At 72.8% G+C, this 17,489-nt stretch carries 21 protein-coding genes; 17 read left to right on the top strand and 4 right to left on the bottom strand.

Annotated elements, in window-relative coordinates:
- Positions 1-21: 21 nt before the first annotated feature.
- From map to rplQ, 7 genes are all read left to right on the top strand, one after another.
- Positions 22-852, top strand: a complete 831-nt coding sequence (map, locus tag CLV34_RS03700) for a type I methionyl aminopeptidase (RefSeq protein WP_100348845.1) — start codon at positions 22-24, stop codon at positions 850-852.
- A 255-nt stretch (positions 853-1,107) separates the two neighbouring features.
- On the top strand, positions 1,108-1,329 hold the full coding sequence (infA, locus tag CLV34_RS03695; protein ID WP_012867920.1) for a translation initiation factor IF-1: 222 nt from the start codon (positions 1,108-1,110) through the stop codon (positions 1,327-1,329).
- 74 nt (positions 1,330-1,403) lie between these two features.
- Positions 1,404-1,517: a 50S ribosomal protein L36 gene (gene rpmJ, locus CLV34_RS03690; protein ID WP_100348844.1), complete on the top strand. Its 114-nt coding sequence runs from the start codon at positions 1,404-1,406 to the stop codon at positions 1,515-1,517.
- Between the two features lie 151 nt (positions 1,518-1,668).
- Positions 1,669-2,043, top strand: coding sequence for a 30S ribosomal protein S13 (rpsM, locus tag CLV34_RS03685; protein WP_100348843.1), 375 nt, complete (start codon positions 1,669-1,671; stop codon positions 2,041-2,043).
- A gap of 129 nt (positions 2,044-2,172) precedes the next feature.
- The gene (rpsK, locus tag CLV34_RS03680; RefSeq protein ID WP_100348842.1) at positions 2,173-2,577 is read left to right on the top strand and encodes a 30S ribosomal protein S11; all 405 of its coding nucleotides are present in this window, start codon (positions 2,173-2,175) and stop codon (positions 2,575-2,577) included.
- Between the two features lie 131 nt (positions 2,578-2,708).
- On the top strand, positions 2,709-3,710 hold the full coding sequence (locus tag CLV34_RS03675) for a DNA-directed RNA polymerase subunit alpha (protein WP_100348841.1): 1,002 nt from the start codon (positions 2,709-2,711) through the stop codon (positions 3,708-3,710).
- A 105-nt stretch (positions 3,711-3,815) separates the two neighbouring features.
- Positions 3,816-4,352, top strand: coding sequence for a 50S ribosomal protein L17 (gene rplQ / locus CLV34_RS03670; RefSeq protein WP_100348840.1), 537 nt, complete (start codon positions 3,816-3,818; stop codon positions 4,350-4,352).
- A gap of 57 nt (positions 4,353-4,409) precedes the next feature.
- On the opposite strand, the gene lhgO is transcribed toward rplQ, so the two are convergent.
- Positions 4,410-5,603, bottom strand: coding sequence for an L-2-hydroxyglutarate oxidase (gene lhgO, locus CLV34_RS03665; RefSeq protein WP_100348839.1), 1,194 nt, complete (start codon positions 5,601-5,603; stop codon positions 4,410-4,412).
- A 67-nt stretch (positions 5,604-5,670) separates the two neighbouring features.
- Complete coding sequence (locus tag CLV34_RS03660) at positions 5,671-6,438, bottom strand: ROK family protein (protein ID WP_100348838.1); 768 nt, start codon at positions 6,436-6,438, stop codon at positions 5,671-5,673.
- Between the two features lie 49 nt (positions 6,439-6,487).
- Between CLV34_RS03660 and truA the strand changes: the two genes are divergently transcribed.
- Positions 6,488-7,420 carry a tRNA pseudouridine(38-40) synthase TruA gene (truA, locus tag CLV34_RS03655; protein WP_245858953.1) on the top strand — a complete coding sequence of 311 codons (933 nt, stop codon included), beginning with the start codon at positions 6,488-6,490 and terminating at the stop codon, positions 7,418-7,420.
- Between the two features lie 21 nt (positions 7,421-7,441).
- Here truA and CLV34_RS03650 read toward each other — a convergent pair whose 3' ends face one another.
- Positions 7,442-7,858, bottom strand: coding sequence for a DUF5709 domain-containing protein (locus tag CLV34_RS03650; RefSeq protein WP_100348836.1), 417 nt, complete (start codon positions 7,856-7,858; stop codon positions 7,442-7,444).
- Positions 7,859-7,913: 55 nt separating this feature from the next.
- On the opposite strand from CLV34_RS03650, the gene trhO reads away from it, so the two are divergent.
- From trhO to CLV34_RS03615, 7 genes are all read left to right on the top strand, one after another.
- Positions 7,914-8,834: an oxygen-dependent tRNA uridine(34) hydroxylase TrhO gene (gene trhO, locus CLV34_RS03645; RefSeq protein WP_100348835.1), complete on the top strand. Its 921-nt coding sequence runs from the start codon at positions 7,914-7,916 to the stop codon at positions 8,832-8,834.
- A gap of 210 nt (positions 8,835-9,044) precedes the next feature.
- Positions 9,045-9,488 (top strand): 50S ribosomal protein L13, encoded by a 444-nt coding sequence (gene rplM, locus CLV34_RS03640; RefSeq protein WP_100348834.1) that lies wholly within the window; start codon positions 9,045-9,047, stop codon positions 9,486-9,488.
- A gap of 46 nt (positions 9,489-9,534) precedes the next feature.
- Positions 9,535-10,023, top strand: a complete 489-nt coding sequence (rpsI, locus tag CLV34_RS03635; RefSeq protein ID WP_100348833.1) for a 30S ribosomal protein S9 — start codon at positions 9,535-9,537, stop codon at positions 10,021-10,023.
- 143 nt (positions 10,024-10,166) lie between these two features.
- A complete protein-coding gene (glmM, locus tag CLV34_RS03630) occupies positions 10,167-11,516 on the top strand; it encodes a phosphoglucosamine mutase (RefSeq protein ID WP_100348832.1) in 1,350 nt (449 codons plus the stop codon).
- 35 nt (positions 11,517-11,551) lie between these two features.
- Positions 11,552-12,250 carry a peptide deformylase gene (locus CLV34_RS03625; RefSeq protein WP_100348831.1) on the top strand — a complete coding sequence of 233 codons (699 nt, stop codon included), beginning with the start codon at positions 11,552-11,554 and terminating at the stop codon, positions 12,248-12,250.
- Positions 12,251-12,426: 176 nt separating this feature from the next.
- Positions 12,427-13,104, top strand: a complete 678-nt coding sequence (locus CLV34_RS03620; protein ID WP_170044557.1) for a DedA family protein — start codon at positions 12,427-12,429, stop codon at positions 13,102-13,104.
- Positions 13,101-13,964 carry a siderophore-interacting protein gene (locus CLV34_RS03615; protein WP_100348829.1) on the top strand — a complete coding sequence of 288 codons (864 nt, stop codon included), beginning with the start codon at positions 13,101-13,103 and terminating at the stop codon, positions 13,962-13,964. The genes CLV34_RS03620 and CLV34_RS03615 overlap by 4 nt, the downstream gene beginning before the upstream one ends.
- Positions 13,965-13,998: 34 nt before the next feature.
- On the opposite strand, the gene coaA is transcribed toward CLV34_RS03615, so the two are convergent.
- On the bottom strand, positions 13,999-15,000 hold the full coding sequence (coaA, locus tag CLV34_RS03610; protein ID WP_100348828.1) for a type I pantothenate kinase: 1,002 nt from the start codon (positions 14,998-15,000) through the stop codon (positions 13,999-14,001).
- A 152-nt stretch (positions 15,001-15,152) separates the two neighbouring features.
- On the opposite strand from coaA, the gene glmS reads away from it, so the two are divergent.
- Both glmS and CLV34_RS03600 read left to right on the top strand, forming a co-directional pair.
- Complete coding sequence (glmS, locus tag CLV34_RS03605) at positions 15,153-17,021, top strand: glutamine--fructose-6-phosphate transaminase (isomerizing) (RefSeq protein WP_100348827.1); 1,869 nt, start codon at positions 15,153-15,155, stop codon at positions 17,019-17,021.
- Between the two features lie 56 nt (positions 17,022-17,077).
- Positions 17,078-17,428, top strand: coding sequence for a holo-ACP synthase (locus tag CLV34_RS03600; RefSeq protein WP_100348826.1), 351 nt, complete (start codon positions 17,078-17,080; stop codon positions 17,426-17,428).
- The last annotated feature ends 61 nt before the right edge of the window (positions 17,429-17,489 follow it).

Below are 17,489 nucleotides of genomic sequence, written 5' to 3'. Positions count from 1 at the left end.
ACGCAGACGTAGGGGGACGCGATGTTCGGGATGGACCGTATCGAGTACAAGTCCCCGGACCAGGTCCTGGTGATGCGCCGGGCCGGTCTGGTCGTCGCGGACGCGCTCGACGCGGTCCGTGCGGCGGCCGTCGTGGGCGCGTCGACCGCCGACCTGGACGCCGTCGCGGCCGAGGTGATCGCCCGCGCGGGTGCCACGCCGTCGTTCCTCGGGTACGAGGGCTATCCCGCCACGATCTGCGTGTCGGTGAACGACGAGGTCGTGCACGGCATCCCGGGTGACCGTGTGCTCGAGCCGGGCGACGTGGTGTCCGTGGACTGCGGGGCGGTCGTGGACGGCTGGCACGGTGACGCCGCGTTCACGACGGTGCTGCCTGCCGCGGACGCCGCCGACGTCGCGCTGGCGGCGACGACCGAGCGGGCGATGTGGGCGGGGATCGCCGCGCTGGCCGCGTGCTCGCACCTCGACGGGGTGGGCGAGGCGGTCGAGACCGTCGTCGCGGCCGCTGCGCACGGCGGGCCCGGTTACGGGATCGTCGAGGAGTACGTGGGCCACGGCATCGGCACCGAGATGCACCAGGACCCCGACGTCCTGAACTACCGAGCACGTGGCCGGGGCGCGAAGGTGCGCCCGGGCCTGTGCGTCGCCGTGGAGCCGATGCTGACGGCCGGCGAGGCGGGCACGCGCGTGCTGGACGACGACTGGACGGTCGTGACGGAGGACGGCTCACGTGCCGCGCACTGGGAGCACACGGTCGCCGTCCTCGACGGCGGGATCTGGGTGCTGACGGCGCGGGACGGGGGAGCGGCGGGCCTCGCCGCTCACGGCGTCACGCCGACGCCTCTCGACTGAGCCGGCCGCGTTTCCTTCATCTCGCCCGATGGCGTAGGATGGTCTGTCGGGTGTGGAGACTGTGCGTTCAGCTCCTTGCCGGCCGATCGGTCAGCAAGGCGGACGCCGCCCACGGACCTCGCTCTCACTGCTCACGGGCACGGGCGCGCGGTCGGGGGCAACACCACTTCGCACCTCGTCCACGGGGCCATCCCTCCCTGCACCACGGTGCACGGCATGTCCTCGTGGTCGACCGGACGAGAGTTAGCGGAGGACATGGCGAAGAAGGACGGCGTCATCGAGATCGAGGGCAGCGTGGTCGAGGCCCTGCCGAACGCGATGTTCCGCGTGGAGCTGGCCAACGGGCACAAGGTCCTCGCGCACATCTCGGGCAAGATGCGGCAGCACTACATCCGGATCCTTCCGGAGGACCGTGTGGTCGTCGAGCTGAGCCCGTACGACCTGTCCCGCGGTCGCATCGTCTACCGCTACAAGTAACCACCACTCGAGCGCGCCGTCGGGCGCTGCCCCGGAGCCCCGGGGTGCGCGCGCGGCAGCGAAGGGACTTCACCATGAAGGTCAACCCGAGCGTCAAGAAGATCTGCGACAAGTGCAAGGTGATCCGCCGGCACGGTCGCGTCATGGTCATCTGCGAGAACGCACGGCACAAGCAGCGCCAGGGCTGAGGCCCCGGCACACCGAGCGACCTGCTCACACGCACCATCACGAACCTGCGCTCGCGCAGGGGAACCCCCGGTCGGAGGCCGGGGCCCGCAGGATCAGCGGGAGGGTGGTGCGGAAGACCTCCGACCAGCAGTACAAGGAGCCGTCAGGCACATGGCACGTCTCGTCGGCGTAGACCTCCCTCGCGACAAGCGACTCGAGGTTGCGCTCACCTACATCTACGGCGTCGGCCGTACCCGCGCCCAGGCGACCCTGGCCGCTACCGGGATCAGCCCGGACGTTCGCGTGAAGGACCTCGGCGACGCCGAGCTCGTCGCGCTGCGTGACTACCTCGAGGGCAACTACAAGCTCGAGGGTGACCTCCGCCGTGAGGTGGCCGCCGACATCCGCCGCAAGGTCGAGATCGGCTGCTACGAGGGTCTTCGCCACCGTCGTGGTCTGCCCGTCCGCGGTCAGCGCACCAAGACCAACGCGCGCACCCGCAAGGGTCCGAAGCGCACCGTGGCCGGCAAGAAGAAGGCCCGCTAACCAGCAGTCCGCGCCGGGCCGCACCGAGCGCCGACCTCCCCACCCACCGCTCTCGCGGTGCGTCCGGGTCGTCCGAGCGCCGGGGCAGCCCGCCCGGTCCGAAGACCTCACCCAGGAGAAACCCAGGACATGCCTCCCAAGACCCGCGCGGCCGCCGGCCGCAAGCCCCGCCGCAAGGACAAGAAGAACGTCCCGCTCGGCCAGGCGCACATCAAGAGCACCTTCAACAACACGATCGTCTCGATCACCGACCCGTCGGGCGCCGTGATCTCGTGGGCCTCCGGCGGCGACGTCGGCTTCAAGGGCTCGCGCAAGTCGACCCCGTACGCCGCCGGCATGGCCGCCGAGGCCGCTGCCCGCAAGGCCGCCGAGCACGGCGTCAAGAAGGTCGACGTCTTCGTCAAGGGCCCGGGCTCGGGCCGCGAGACCGCGATCCGTTCGCTCCAGTCGGCCGGCCTCGAGGTCGGTTCGATCCAGGACGTGACGCCCCAGGCGCACAACGGCTGCCGCCCGCCCAAGCGTCGCCGCGTCTGACCACCTTCGCTGCGGGACGTGCCCAGCACGTCCCGCAGCGCTCGTGCGTCAGGCAGACCGATACCTGCCGCACGGCCACCCTCCCCCCGTGATGCGTCATATGGCGGACGCACACCGAAAGGAACCCACCAGTGCTCATCGCACAGCGCCCCACCCTGACCGAAGAGGTCATCTCCGAGTACCGCTCGCGCTTCTCCATTGAGCCGCTCGAGCCGGGCTTCGGCTACACGCTCGGTAACTCGCTGCGCCGCACGCTGCTGTCGTCCATCCCGGGCGCGGCGGTGACGTCGGTCCGCATCGAGGGCGTCCTGCACGAGTTCTCGACGATCCCCGGCGTGAAGGAGGATGTCACCGAGATCATCCTCAACCTCAAGAACCTTGTCGTGTCCTCGGACAACGACGAGCCGGTGGTCATGTACCTGCGCAAGCAGGGTGGAGTCGTCACGGCGGCCGACATCATCCCGCCGGCGGGCATCGAGGTGCACAACCCCGACCTGCACGTCGCGACGCTCGACGACTCGGCCAAGCTCGAGATCGAGCTGACGGTCGAGCGCGGCCGCGGCTACGTGTCGGCCAACCAGAACAAGTCCTACGACGCCGAGATCGGTCGCATCCCGGTCGACTCGATCTACTCGCCGGTCCTCAAGGTGACCTACAAGGTCGAGGCGACGCGTGTCGAGCAGCGCACGGACTTCGACAAGCTGATCGTGGACGTCGAGACGAAGCCGGCGATCTCGCCGCGCGACGCCCTCGCGTCGGCCGGTCGCACGCTGACCGAGCTGTTCGGCCTGGCCCGTGAGCTCAACGTCGAGGCCGAGGGCATCGAGATCGGCCCGTCGCCGACCGACGCCGCGCTCGCCGCTGACCTCGCGCTGCCGATCGAGGAGCTCAACCTCTCGATCCGTTCGTACAACTGCCTCAAGCGTGAGGGCATCCACACCGTGGGTGAGCTTGTCGCGCGCAGCGAGGCGGACCTGCTCGACATCCGCAACTTCGGTGCGAAGTCGATCGGCGAGGTCACCGAGAAGCTCCAGAAGCTGGGCCTCTCGCTCAAGGACTCGCCGCTGGACTTCGACCCCTCGACCGCCTACTACGGCGACGAGGACTATTCGGACGACGAGCAGAGCTACTGACGCGCTAGAGCACTGAACGGGCGGGCGGCCCAGGTCGCCCGCCGTCATCCCACGCACTGAGGAACGGGTCCGGCCCGGGCCTCAGCCCACGAAGGAGCAAGATCCATGCCTACCCCCACCAAGGGTCCGCGTCTCGGCGGTGGCCCGGCTCACGAGCGCCTCATCCTCGCGAACCTCGCGACGGCCCTCTTCGAGCACGGCCGCATCACCACGACCGAGACGAAGGCGAAGCGCCTGCGTCCCCTCGCGGAGCGTCTCATCACGTTCGCGAAGCGCGGCGACCTCGCGGCACGCCGTCGCGTCCTGACCGTCGTGCGCGACAAGAGCGTCGTCCACACGCTCTTCACGGAGATCGCCCCCACGATGGCCGAGCGCCAGGGCGGCTACACGCGCATCACGAAGGTCGGCAACCGCAAGGGTGACAACGCGCCCATGGCGGTCATCGAGCTCGTGCTCGAGCCGGTGAGCCCGAAGCAGGCCGTCGTCAAGGAGGCCGAGAAGGCCACCGCGCGGTCGGCGAAGAAGTCCGCTCCGGCCAAGAAGGCGGAGAAGGCCGAGGAGACCCCGGCCGCCGAGGCGACCGAGGCTCCGGCCGAGGAGACCGCCACCGAGGCTGCCGCCGAGGAGAAGTCCGAGGCCTGAGCCTCTGCACCGCCTGGAGGGGCCCGGTCCGCGTCGTGCGGGCCGGGCCCTTCCGCGTCAGCGCAGGTGCTCGCGCACGAGGTGCTGGGCGATGGCCATCGACGACGTCGCCGCGGGCGAGGGCGCGTTGCGCACCAGAGTGACGGGCCCCACGGTGTCGACGGCGAAGTCGTCGAGGAGGGCGCCGTCGCGTCCCCACGCCTGGGCGCGGACCCCCGCACCCGCGCGGGCCACGAGGTCGTCGGGCCGGAGCTCGGGGACGAAGCGGCGCGCCTTGCGGTAGTAGCGGGACTTCACGAGCGAGGCGGAGATCTCGTCGAGGCCCATCCTCCAGTGCTGGCGCGCGAGCGGCAGGGCGCCCGGCCAGGTGAGAGACCCCCACGTGTCCCGCAGCGACACCGCAGACCAGCCGTAGCCCTCCCGCGCGAGGGCGGGGACCGCGTTGGGTCCCACGTGCACGAGGTCGTCGACGCCGCGCGTGAAGTGGACGCCGAGGAACGGGAAGCGCGGATCGGGGACGGGGTAGATCATGCCGTGCACCAGGTCCGACCGGTCGGGCGCGAGGCTCCAGTACTCGCCGCGGAACGGCAGGATGCGCGGCGACGGGTCCGCCCCGACGAGGCGCGCGACGACGTCGGACTGGAGCCCGGCGCAGACCACGACCCGGTCGTACACGTCGTCGGTGCCCGCCGTGGTGACACGGACCCTCGGCCCCACGATCCGGAGACCAGTGACCTCCTCACGGAGAACGATGCGACCGCCTGCACGGCGCACGTCGTCGGCCATGGCCTCGGTCACGGCCGGGTAGTCGACCGCAGCGGTGCGCGGGGAGTGCACGGCGGCGACGCCCGCCGCGTGCGGCTCGATCTCGCGCAGCCGGCCCACGTCGTCGATCCGCTCCAGGTCCGGGACGCCGTTCGCGCGCGACCGTCGCTCGATCTCCGCGAGCGCCCGCAGCTCGGACTCGTCGACGGCGACGACGAGCTTGCCGAGCTCGCGGAACGGCAGCCCCTTCTCGGCGCAGAAGTCCTGCAGGAGGGCCCGGCCGGTGGCGCAGAGCCGTGCTTTGAGCGACCCGGGGGCGTAGTAGAGCCCGGCGTGCACGACACCGGAGTTGTGGCCCGTCTGGTGGGCGGCGAGGCGGTCCTCCTTCTCGAGGACGGTGACGTCCCCGAGGTCGCGGCGGACGAGCTCGCGGGCGAGGGCGGTGCCGACGATGCCGCCGCCCACGACGGCGATCTTCCTGGTCATGCGAGCAGTCTCACACCTCGGGGTGCGTGCGGGGGGCCGGCGCTGCGGGGGCGCCGGCCGGGGGTCGTCACTCGTGCCGGGGGAGGGACCAGGCGCGCGCCCCGCCGACGAGGGCGGCCGAGTTCGGGACGACGACGACGTCGTCACCGAGGCGCGTGAGCGCGTTCGGAGTGATCCGCCGGGAGTTCCCGCCGCCCAGGTAGAGCCGGTCCCACCACACGACGGGTCGGAGCCCGTCGACGACCCGCACGACGCGGCGGGACCACAGGGCGCTGCCGAGGCGTCGGCGCTCCGGCTCGCCGATGTACTCGTCGTAGGTGGAGCGCCCGCGCGGGAGGTGCGACCACTCGAGGTGCGGGGACAGGCTGCCGCCGAGGAACAGGGACGACCCGAGCCCGGTCCCGAGCGTGAGGACGAGCTCGAGGCCGGACGCGGCGATGACGCCCGCCCCGTGGACCTCGGCATCGTTGAGGACGAGCGCGGGGAGCCCGAGGCGGGCCGCGACGGCGCCCTGCATGTCGAAGCTGCGCCACTGCGCGACGAGGTCCGCGGACACCGGGGTGCGCGGCCCGCGCGGGCACACGTAGTGGGGGGTGTGGACGACGACGCCGCGGCGGATCATGCCGGGCATGCCGACGGTGACGCGGTCGGCGTCGGGGAGGCTCCCGGCGATCCCGGCGATCGTCTCGACGAGCTTCTCGGGCGGCAGCGGGTAGGGCGTCGGGACGCGGACGGGCTCGGCCCGCTGGGTGCCGGAGACGTCGAGCACGGCGGCCTTGAGGTGGCCGCCGCCGCAGTCGACGGACAGGGTCGTCGTGGCGTCGTCGCTGCGCATGCCGTCCAGCGTAGGCGTGGGTGCGCGGGTTTCGGGGGACGATGGACCTGTGACCGAACGAACCGACGGGACGACACCCGTGCGCGTGCGCCTCGACATCGCCTATGACGGCACCGACTTCGCCGGCTGGGCGCGCCAGCCTGCGCTCCGGACCGTGCAGGGCAGCCTCGAGGACGCGCTCACCACGGTGCTGCGGTCCGCGCAGCGCGACGAGCCGACGCCCCGGGTCCAGGTGGCCGGTCGCACGGACTCGGGGGTGCACGCCCGGGGTCAGGTGGCCCACGTCGACCTCACGCCGCGGCAGTGGGCCGCGCTGCCGGACCGTGCGGGTCGGCCGGCGGGGGAGTGCCTCGTGACGCGGCTGGGCGGCGTCCTGCCGCGTGACGTGGTCGTCCGGGCGGCGTCCGTCGCACCCGCGGGTTTCGACGCGCGGTTCTCGGCGTTGCAGCGTCGCTACGCGTACCGCGTCGCGGACCGACCGGACCTCCGCGACCCGCTGCGGCGGGCCGAGGTGCTGTGGACGCGCCGGCCGCTGGACGTCGACGCGATGCACGAGGCGGCGCTGCCGCTGCTCGGCGTGCGGGACTTCGCGGCGTTCTGCAAGCCCCGCCCGGGGGCGACGACGATCCGTGAGCTCGTCGAGCTCACGTGGGCGCGCCCGACGGGTGGCCCGGACGCGGGTCTCGTCGTGGCGACGGTCCGTGCCGACGCGTTCTGCCACAACATGGTGCGGGCCCTCGTCGGGACGAGCCTCGCGGTCGGCGAGGGGCGACGGAGCACGGCCTGGCCGGCTCAGGTGCTGGCGTCTCGCGAGCGCAGCGCCGCGGGCGGCGTGGTGCCCCCGCACGGCCTCACCCTGGAGGAGGTCGTGTACCCGCCCGACGCCGAGCTCGCGGCGCGGGCCGAGCGGGTGCGGGCGGTCCGCATGGACGAGGACGTGTGGGAGGACGCCCCCGGGGGCGGTGCCGTCGCCCGGGGCTGATCCCCTCGGCGCCCGAGGGGATCAGGTCTCGTCGTCGACGACGTGGACGGCGGCCTCCTCGGCGCTCGCGGCGGCACCGGAGATGCCTTCGTCCGTCGCGAAGACGTCGTTGCCGCGTCCGATGGCGTCGGGGTCCTCCGCCAGGCGGCCGGCGCGGGTGGTGTCGACACCCTCCTCCTCGTCCTCCTCGTCGTCGTCCTCGAGGGTGGTGTCCGGCTCCTCCTCGGAGAGGCGCAGGTCGAGCGGCTCGCCGCTCGCCTCCTCGTAGGCGGTCTCGCCCCAGTGGTTCTTCCGGTCGCGCTCGGGCACGACGTAGCCCTCGTCGAGCGGGTCGTCGACCCCTCGGTCGACGAGCGTGTCCTGCGCGTCGAGCTGGTCGTTGTCGCCCTCGGCGGTGTACTCGGGCTCCGGGCTGGTGCCGGTGGTGTCCTGGCTCATCCCTCCACACTCGCACCGGCTCGGGGCGCATGCACGCGCTTCGTATCCTGGAGGCATGGCCGTCCACAAGATCGTGCTCTTCTACGCCTTCACGCCGCTGCCCGACCCCGAGGCGGTCCGGCTGTGGCAGCGTGCCCTGGGCGAGCGGTGGTCGCTGACGGGTCGGGTGATCGTGGCGCCCCACGGCATGAACGTCACGCTCGGTGGGACGGTCGAGGACCTCAAGCAGTACCTCAAGTCGACGCGCGAGCACCCGGGTCTGCGCGACCTCGACGTCAAGTGGTCGGCGGGCACGGGCGCCGACTTCCCCCGCCTCTCGGTCAAGGTGCGGCCGGAGCTCGTCGCGTTCGGTGTGCCCGAGCGGGTGCGGGTCGACGCGGACGGGGTGGTCGGCGGCGGCGCGCGGCTGACACCCCAGGCGCTGCACGACCTCGTGGCGGCGCGCGGCGACGACGTCGTGATGCTCGACGGCCGCAACGCGATGGAGGCCGAGATCGGCCGGTTCCGCGGCGCCGTCGTCCCGCCGGTGGCGACGACCCGGGACTTCGTGGACCTGTTGGACAGCGGGGGTCTGGACGGCCTGCGCGACCGGCCCGTCGTGACCTACTGCACGGGTGGTGTGCGCTGCGAGGTCCTGTCGGCGCTGCTGGTGGACCGCGGCTTCACCGAGGTGTACCAGCTGGACGGCGGGGTGGTGCGCTACGGCGAGCAGTTCGGCGACGACGGCCTGTGGGACGGCTCGCTGTACGTCTTCGACGAGCGCCGGCACGTGGAGTTCTCGCACGCGGCCCGGTCGCTCGGCCGGTGCACCGTGTGCGGCGGCGAGGCGGCCCGCTACGAGAACTGTGCGGACCCGTCGTGCCGCACGCTGCGGCTGTTCTGCGCGGGCTGCGAGCCGCTCGCCCGTGTGGGCCGGTGCGCCGCGTGCGTCGCGGAGCGACCCGGGCATGAGGCACGTCACGGGGCCCGGCTTTGACCTCGCTCGGTGTCCCGGGCTACCCTGGATAGTCGTTGTGCTTCCTTGCCCGACCCCCTGCTCGAACCGCTGACGGAACCGTGCGCCCACTCGCTGGCCCGTCACGTCCGGGAAACGGTCGGAGGCAGGCTTCTGGAGCGCTCAGACGAACACTCGTCGGACGCAGTTCTCTGCGCCGAAGAAGACCGAACCGAAACGAAGGCTACGACAGTGCGTACGTACACCCCGAAGCCCGGCGACGTCCAGCGCGACTGGTACGTCATCGACGCGACCGACGTCGTCCTGGGCCGTCTCGCGAGCCACGTCGCCACGCTGCTGCGTGGCAAGCACAAGGCCACCTTCGCGCCGCACGTCGACGGCGGCGACTTCGTCATCGTGATCAACGCTGACAAGGTCGCCCTCAGCGGCAACAAGCGCGAGCAGAAGATGGCCTACAGCCACTCGGGTTACCCGGGTGGCCTGCGGGCGACCAGCTACGCCGACCTCCTCGACAAGCACCCCGAGCGGGCCGTCGAGAAGGCCGTCAAGGGCATGCTCCCCAAGACCAGCCTCGGCCGCGCTCAGTTCGGCAAGCTGAAGGTGTACGCGGGTGCCACGCACCCGCACACCGCTCAGCAGCCGAAGCCGTTCGAGATCACTCAGGTCGCCCAGTGAGCTCCGGCTCCTGAGCTGACGAACCGAAGGACGCGAGGACATCCCAGTGGCTGAGACCACCGTCGAGAACGACCAGCTGGACGAGACCCCCAGCACTTACACCACCGAGACTGCCGCCCCCCAGCAGGGTCGCGGCCAGTCCGTCACGGCACCCGGGCAGGCCCTGGGTCGCCGCAAGGAGGCGATCGCTCGCGTTCGCCTCGTCCCCGGCACCGGCCAGTGGAAGATCAACGGCCGCACGCTCGAGGACTACTTCCCGAACAAGGTGAACCAGCAGCTCGTGGGCTCGCCGTTCACCCTCCTCGACCTCGAGGGCCGCTTCGACGTCATCGCCCGCATCACGGGTGGCGGCATCACGGGCCAGGCCGGCGCGCTGCGTCTCGGCATCGCCCGCGCGCTCAACGAGATCGACGAGGAGAGCAACCGCCCGGCGCTCAAGAAGGCCGGCTTCCTCACCCGCGACGCCCGCGTCGTGGAGCGCAAGAAGGCCGGTCTCAAGAAGGCCCGCAAGGCTCCGCAGTACTCCAAGCGCTGATCCAGCGCGCACGTTCGAAGGCCCCGACGGATGCTTCCGTCGGGGCCTTCGGCGTACCCGGGGGTTTGTGAGCACCACTTCCAGCGCCGCGGGTACGACCCCAGCACCTCAGTGACACCTCACTGACCTTGACGAGGAGAGACATGACGCGGTTGTTCGGCACGGACGGTGTGCGAGGTCTCGCCAACAGGGACGTGACGGCCGAGCTCGCGCTCGACCTGGGGGTAGCGGCCGCGCACGTGCTCGGCTCCGCCGGCGAGTTCGCGGGGCACCGCCCGCGCGCCGTCGTGGCCCGTGACCCGCGCGCCTCCGGCGAGTTCCTCGGTGCGGCCGTGTCGGCCGGGCTCGCGTCCGCGGGCGTGGACGTCCTCGACGTCGGCGTGCTGACCACCCCCGGGCTGGCACACCTGACGGCCGCCCTCGGCACCGACATCGGCGTCATGATCTCCGCGTCGCACAACCCCATGCCGGACAACGGCATCAAGTTCTTCACCCGGGGTGGCCACAAGCTCGACGACTCCGTCGAGGACGCCATCGAGGAGCGTCTCGAGGAGGTGTGGGACCGCCCCACCGGGGCGGGCGTCGGCCGGATCTCCGCCGACCGGGGCAGCGCCGGCAAGCTCTACGTCGAGCACCTCGTGACGTCGATCGACGTGCCCCTCGACGGGCTGCGCGTCGCGGTGGACTGCGCCAACGGCGCGGCGAGCGAGATCGGACCCGCCGCGCTGCGGGAGGCCGGCGCCGACGTCGTGGCGATCAACGCCAGCCCCGACGGCCGGAACATCAACGAGAAGTGCGGCTCGACCCACCCGGAGCAGCTCCAGGCCGTCGTCGTGGCGTCCGGGGCGGACTTCGGGGTGGCGTTCGACGGCGACGCAGACCGGTGCCTCGCCGTGGACGCGGACGGGAACGTCGTGGACGGGGACCAGATCCTCGGGATGCTCGCGCTCGCGCGCGACGCCGACGGACGGCTCGCGGACCACACGCTCGTCGTCACCGTCATGAGCAACCTGGGCCTGGTCCTCGCGATGCAGGCGGCGGGCATCCGGACGGTGCAGACCGGGGTGGGCGACCGGTACGTCCTCGAGGCGATGCGCGAGCACGCCTACGACCTGGGCGGCGAGCAGTCCGGCCACATCATCATCGCCGAGCACGCCACGACGGGCGACGGGGTGCTCACGGCGCTGCACCTCGCGGCGCTCGTGCGGCGCAGCGGCAAGACCCTCGCCGAGCTCGCCGCGCAGGTGCCGCGCCTGCCCCAGGCCCTCGTGAACGTGCGCGGCGTCGACAAGTCGGCCGTGGACCACGACCCCGCCGTCCAGGCGGCGGTGGCCGAGGCCGAGGAGCTGCTGGGGGAGACCGGTCGCGTGCTGCTGCGGCCGTCCGGTACCGAGCCCGTCGTGCGCGTCATGGTGGAGGCCGCCACCCAGGGGGAGGCCGACGGGGTCGCCGAGCGGCTCGCCGGTGTCGTCCTGGAACGCACGGCCCTGTGACCCGCGGTCCCGGCGGCCGTCGCTAGGCTGGCCCGATGAGCGAGCCAGCCCCCCGCCCGACCGCCTGGGAGACCGTCGACCCCCGCGTGCGCGACCACGTCGCGGCGCTGCTCGCGACGGCGCAGGACGGCGTCCTGCCCGTCGTCCAGGCGGGCCACCCCGTCCTGCGCCGGCCCGCCCAGCCGTACACCGGCCAGCTCGGCGACCTCCTGCCCGAGCTGCTCGACGTGATGCGGGCGACGATGCTCGCGGCCCCCGGGGTCGGGCTCGCCGCGCCGCAGGTCGGGATCGGTCTGCGGATCGCCGTCCTCCACGACCCCGGGTTCCCGCCCGGGTACGAGGACGCCGCCGCGGAGCGTGAGCGGCTGCCGCTGGCGCACCGCACGATCGTCAACCCGCGCTACGAGGCCGTCCCCACCCCGGGCGAGGGACCGGACGTCGAACGGCGCTCCTTCTACGAGGGCTGCCTGTCCGTCGCCGGGTACCAGGCCGTCACCGCGCGCCACCGGTCCGTGCGGCTCGTCGCGCAGGACGAGCACGGCCGGCCCGTCGACGAGGTGCTCACGGGCTGGACCGCACGGATCGTGCAGCACGAGACCGACCACCTCGACGGGACGCTGTACGTCGACCGGGCCGAGCTGCGGTCGCTCGCGTCGAACAGCACGTTCGCGAGCCTCTGGGGCGGCGTCGCCACGGCCGACGTCGGGCGCGTCCTCGGCTTCGACGTCGCCTGACGGACGGGCGCGCACCGTCCGGGTGTCCCGCGGGTGAACCTTCGGCGACCGGGGTCGGGTGGGGGGAACACCCCATGGCGGACGTCCCGGCCGCCCCACAGGCTGGGAGCAGGACGTCGCGCACCGACCGCCGGCGTCCGAGCCGCGGCCCGTCGGTCGCGCGGACGGGGGACCACGTGCTCGACACGCTCGGCGCGCTGCTGCACGGCCTCGAAGCATGGACGCTCGCGCTCGCGGGCTCGCCCTGGGTCTACGTGGTCGTCGGGGTCCTGTGCCTCGTCGACGGCTTCTTCCCCCCGCTCCCGTCGGAGTCCGTCGTCATCGCGCTCGCGGTCACCGCGTGGACCGGTGGCGATCCGGGCCTCGCGGCGCTGGGGGCCGCAGCGGCCGTCGGCGCGTGGTCGGGCGACCAGGTCGCCTACCGGGTCGGCGGGGTGGTCGGGACGGAGCGCTTCCGCGTCCTGCGCAGTGCCGCCGGCCGACGCGCCGTCGACCTCGCACGGCGCGGCCTGGCCCGCCGCGGCGCCACGCTCGTCGTCGCGGCGCGGTACGTCCCGGTGGGACGGGTCGCCGTGAACATGAGCGCCGGCGCCGTCGGCTACCCGCGCCGCCGGTTCCTGCTGTTCTCCGGCGTGGCAGCCGTCGCGTGGTCCGGCTGCGCGCTCGCGATCGGCGTGCTCAGCGCGGCGTGGCTCGGCGACCGGCCGCTCGTCGCCGTGGCCGCCGGGGTCGTCGTCGGGCTGCTCCTCGGTCTCGTCGTCGACCGCGTCGCGGGCCGCACGGCGGGCCCGCGCGGCCAGCGCGACGCGGGCCACGCGCCCCGCGTCCCCGTCGGTGACAGACTCGCCGGATGATCCCTCCCCGCACGCTGACGCGGCACGCGCTCGCCGTGCGCCGCGCCGCCGTCGTGCGCCGTGTGCGTCTCGCCCCGACCGTCGTCCGGCTCACCCTCGGTGGCGCCGGCCTCGCCGGGTTCGACGCCCCCGGCCCCGACGACCACGTGAAGCTGTTCCTTCCCGACCCCGCCACCGGCGTCCTGCACGCGCCGACGCTCGTCGGAGGTGCCCTGCAGCGGTCGCCCGACGGGGTCAGCATCTCGCGGGACTACACGGCCCGGGCGCGTCGCGGAGACGGTCCGACCACCGAGGTCGACGTCGACGTCGTCCTGCACGGGACCGGTACCGACCCTGCCACCGGTGGACCCGCTTCGGTCTTCGCCGCGACCGCCGCCGAGGGGACGGAGGTCGTCGTCGCCGGACCGCGCGGATCCCGGGACGTCCCCGCCGGCGTCTCGCGGGTCGTGCTCGTCGCCGACGAGACGGCGCTGCCCGCTGCGGCGCGCTGGTGCGAGCAGCTCCCCGCAGGCGTCGTCGTGACCGCGATCCTCGACCTGGAGGACGAGTCCGTCGACGCGTACGTCGACACCCCCGGGCCCGACGGCGGACCGTCGGCGTTCGCGCGCGCGTCCGTCGAACGGCTCTACCGGGTCGACGGGCCCGGGCAGGTCCTCGAGGCGGTGCGCTCGCTCGGCCGGCCCGATGACGACGAGATCGTGTGGGCGGCGGGCGAGGCCACGGCGCTCGTCCCCGTGCGGCGGTACCTGCGGCGCGAGCTCGGGCTGCCCGCGGAGCAGGCGATCGTCGACGGCTACTGGAAGCGCGGCGTCGTCAACCGCGACCACCACGAGCCGCTCGACCCGAGCGACCCGGACTGAGACGGACTGCCCCTGTCGTGGTCGGAGCGGACCGTCAGAGCTTGCGGAGACGTGCGCGCTGGACGGAGTGGTCCGAGCCCTTCGTCAGCACCAGCGTCGCGCGGCTGCGCGTCGGCAGGATGTTCTCCTCGAGGTTCGGGGCGTTGATCGCGTCCCAGATCTGCCGTGCGCGCTCCACCGCCTGGTCGTCCGTGAGGTCCGCGTACCGGCGGAAGTACGACTCCGGCTGGGCGAACGCCGTCCGACGCAGCTTGAGGAACCGTTCGACGTACCACTGCCGGATGTTGCGCGTCCGGGCGTCGACGTAGATCGAGAAGTCGAAGAAGTCGCTCACCGCGACCGTGCTGCCGCTCGCCTCCGTCGCGTCCGTCGTCGGTGACGGGCGCGCCGGCTGCAGCACGTTGAGCCCCTCGACGATCAGGACGTCGGGGCGCCGCACGACCTTCTCGGCCCCGGGCACGATGTCGTATGTCAGGTGGTCGTACACGGGCGCCGAGACCTCGTCCCAGCCCGCCTTCACGCGCGTCAGGAAGCGGATCAGCGCCCGCCGGTCGTACGACTCCGGGAAGCCCTTGCGCTCCATGAGCCCGCGGCGTGCCAGCTCGGCGTTCGGGTACAGGAAGCCGTCCGTCGTGACGAGCTCGACGCGCGGCGTCTCGGGCCAGCGGGCCATCATCTCGCGCAGCACGCGCGCCGTCGTGGACTTGCCGACCGCCACCGACCCCGCGACGCCGACGACGAACGGCGTCGACCCCGTGTCCTCGCGCAGGAACGTGCTCGACGCCTCGTGCAGCTGCGCCGTCGCCGCGATGTGCAGGTTCAGCAGCCGCGACAACGGCCGGTAGACCACGTCGACCTCCGCGAGGTCGATCGGGTCGCCCAGACCGCGCAGCCGGGCCACGTCCGCGTCCGTCAGGGGGAGCGGTGTCGACTCCGACAGGCGCGCCCAGGACGCACGGTCCAGGTCGACGTACAGGGACGCCGCACGCGGGTCGCCGCCGAGGACGCCGCGCGCGAGCTCCGGGGTGTCGGTCACCCCGGCGATTGTGCCAGGTGTCGCCGGTCTCAGCGGCTCCGTCGCCGGCGCCCGTCCGGCGTGCGCCACCGGGAAACGGGCGCGTCCCTCACAAACTCCCGCCACCGTCGAGAGGTCCGGAACCGCGGAATCTCGCGCTTACACTCGATCGCATGTGCGGAATCGTCGGCTACGCAGGCCCCCTCCAGTCCCCCTCCGAGCGACCCCTCGAGGTGGTGCTCGAAGGGCTGCGCCGCCTGGAGTACCGCGGGTACGACTCGGCCGGCGTCGCCCTCGTGGCGCCCGGTCTCGACACCGTGGCGCTCGCGAAGAAGGCCGGCAAGCTCGCCAACCTCGTCGAGGAGACCCAGTCGCGCCGGCTCCCCGACGCGACCGCCGGCATCGGTCACACCCGGTGGGCCACGCACGGCGGTCCGACCGACGTCAACGCCCACCCCCACGTCTCCGACGAGGGACGCCTCGCCGTCATCCACAACGGCATCGTCGAGAACTTCGCGGCGCTGCGCGACGAGCTCCTCGCCGACGGCGTCGCCTTCCTCTCCGAGACGGACACCGAAGTCGCGGGCCAGCTCCTCGCGAAGGAGTACCGGCGCGCGGAGGGCGACCTCGCCGCCGCCGTCCGCGCCACCGCCCAGCGCCTCGAGGGCACGTTCACGCTGCTCGCCGTGCACGCCGACCACCCGGGCGTCGTCGTGGGCGCCCGGCACGACTCGCCCCTCGTCGTCGGCCTGGGCGACGGCGAGAACTTCCTCGGCTCCGACGTCGCCGCGTTCGTCTCGCACACCCGGTCCGCGCTCGAGCTCGGGCAGGACGAGGTCGTCGTCATCACCCCCGACACCGTCACCGTGACCGACTTCGCGGGCACCGTCGTCGAGCCGCGCGCCTTCACCGTCGACTGGGACGCGTCGTCCGCCGAGAAGGGCGGCTTCAAGACCTTCATGGACAAGGAGATCCACGACCAGCCGCAGGCCGTCGCGGACACCCTCCTCGGACGGACCGACGCCGCGGGACGCCTGCAGCTCGACGAGCTGCGCATCGACGAGTCCGTGCTGCGCACCATCGACAAGATCGTGGTCATCGCGTGCGGCACTGCCGCCTACGCCGGGCACGTGGCCAAGTACGCCATCGAGCACTGGTGCCGCATCCCCGTCGAGGTCGAGCTCGCCCACGAGTTCCGCTACCGCGACCCCGTCGTCACCGAGAAGACCCTCGTCGTCGCCATCACCCAGTCCGGCGAGACCATGGACACCCTCATGGCGGTCCGGCACGCCCGCGAGCAGGGCGCCAAGGTCCTGTCGATCGTCAACACGCACGGGTCGACGATCCCGCGCGAGTCCGACGCCGTGCTCTACACGCACGCCGGGCCCGAGATCGCGGTCGCGTCCACCAAGGCGTTCCTCGCCCAGATCACGGCGACCTACCTGCTCGGGCTCTACCTCGCGCAGGTCCGCGGCAACAAGTTCCCCGACGAGATCGCCGAGGTCCTCACGGACCTGCGGGCCATGCCGGCAAAGATCCAGACCGTGATCGACCGCGGTGACCGGGTGCGCATGATCGCGCGCTGGATGGACTCCAAGTCGGTGCTGTTCCTCGGTCGGCACGTCGGGTTCCCCGTCGCGCTCGAGGGTGCCCTCAAGCTCAAGGAGCTCGCCTACATCCACGCGGAGGGCTTCGCGGCCGGCGAGCTCAAGCACGGACCGATCGCGCTCGTCGAGGCAGGGCAGCCGGTGTTCGTCATCGTGCCGTCGCCGCGCGGACGCCACTCCCTGCACTCCAAGGTCATCTCCAACATCCAGGAGATCCGCGCGCGCGGCGCCCGCACGCTCGTCATCGCCGAGGACGGGGACGACGCCGTCACCCCGTACGCCGACGAGGTGTTCCGCGTCCCCGAGGCGCCCACCCTGCTGTCGCCGCTGCTCAGCGTCGTCCCGCTGCAGATCTTCGCGTGCGAGCTCGCGACCGCGCGTGGCCTCGACGTCGACCAGCCGCGCAACCTCGCGAAGTCCGTCACCGTGGAGTGAGGCCTGTCGCGCCCGGCGGGTTCGGCGCGAGGTCCGGGCGGGCCTAGGCTCGTGCCGTGATCATCGGCGTGGGCATCGACGTGGTGGACGTGGCGCGGTTCATGGCCACGCTGGAACGGACCCCCGGCCTCCGCGAACGCCTCTTCACCCCGGACGAGCGGGACCTCCCGCCCGCGTCCATCGCGGCACGGTTCGCCGCGAAGGAGGCCATCGCGAAGGCGCTCGGCGCCCCCGGCGGCATGAGCTGGCAGGACGCGACCGTGCACCGCGTGCCCGGGGGTGCGCCCCAGGTCGAGATCCGGGGGACCGTCGCCGCACGCGCCGAGGAGCTGGGTGTGGCGACCTTCCACCTGTCGATCTCGCACGACGCCGGGATCGCGTCGGCGGTGTGCGTCGCGGAGTCCTGACTCCGGCGGTCCTCGCCCCGCCCCGCCCGCCCCGCCCCAGGGTGGGGCGGGACGAGCCGAG

The sequence above is a fragment of the Luteimicrobium subarcticum genome, from assembly GCF_002798015.1.
GTDB lineage: Bacteria > Actinomycetota > Actinomycetes > Actinomycetales > Cellulomonadaceae > Luteimicrobium > Luteimicrobium subarcticum.
Note: the sequence above shows the minus strand (reverse complement) of the source record. Positions and strands in the feature narration are given on the sequence as shown.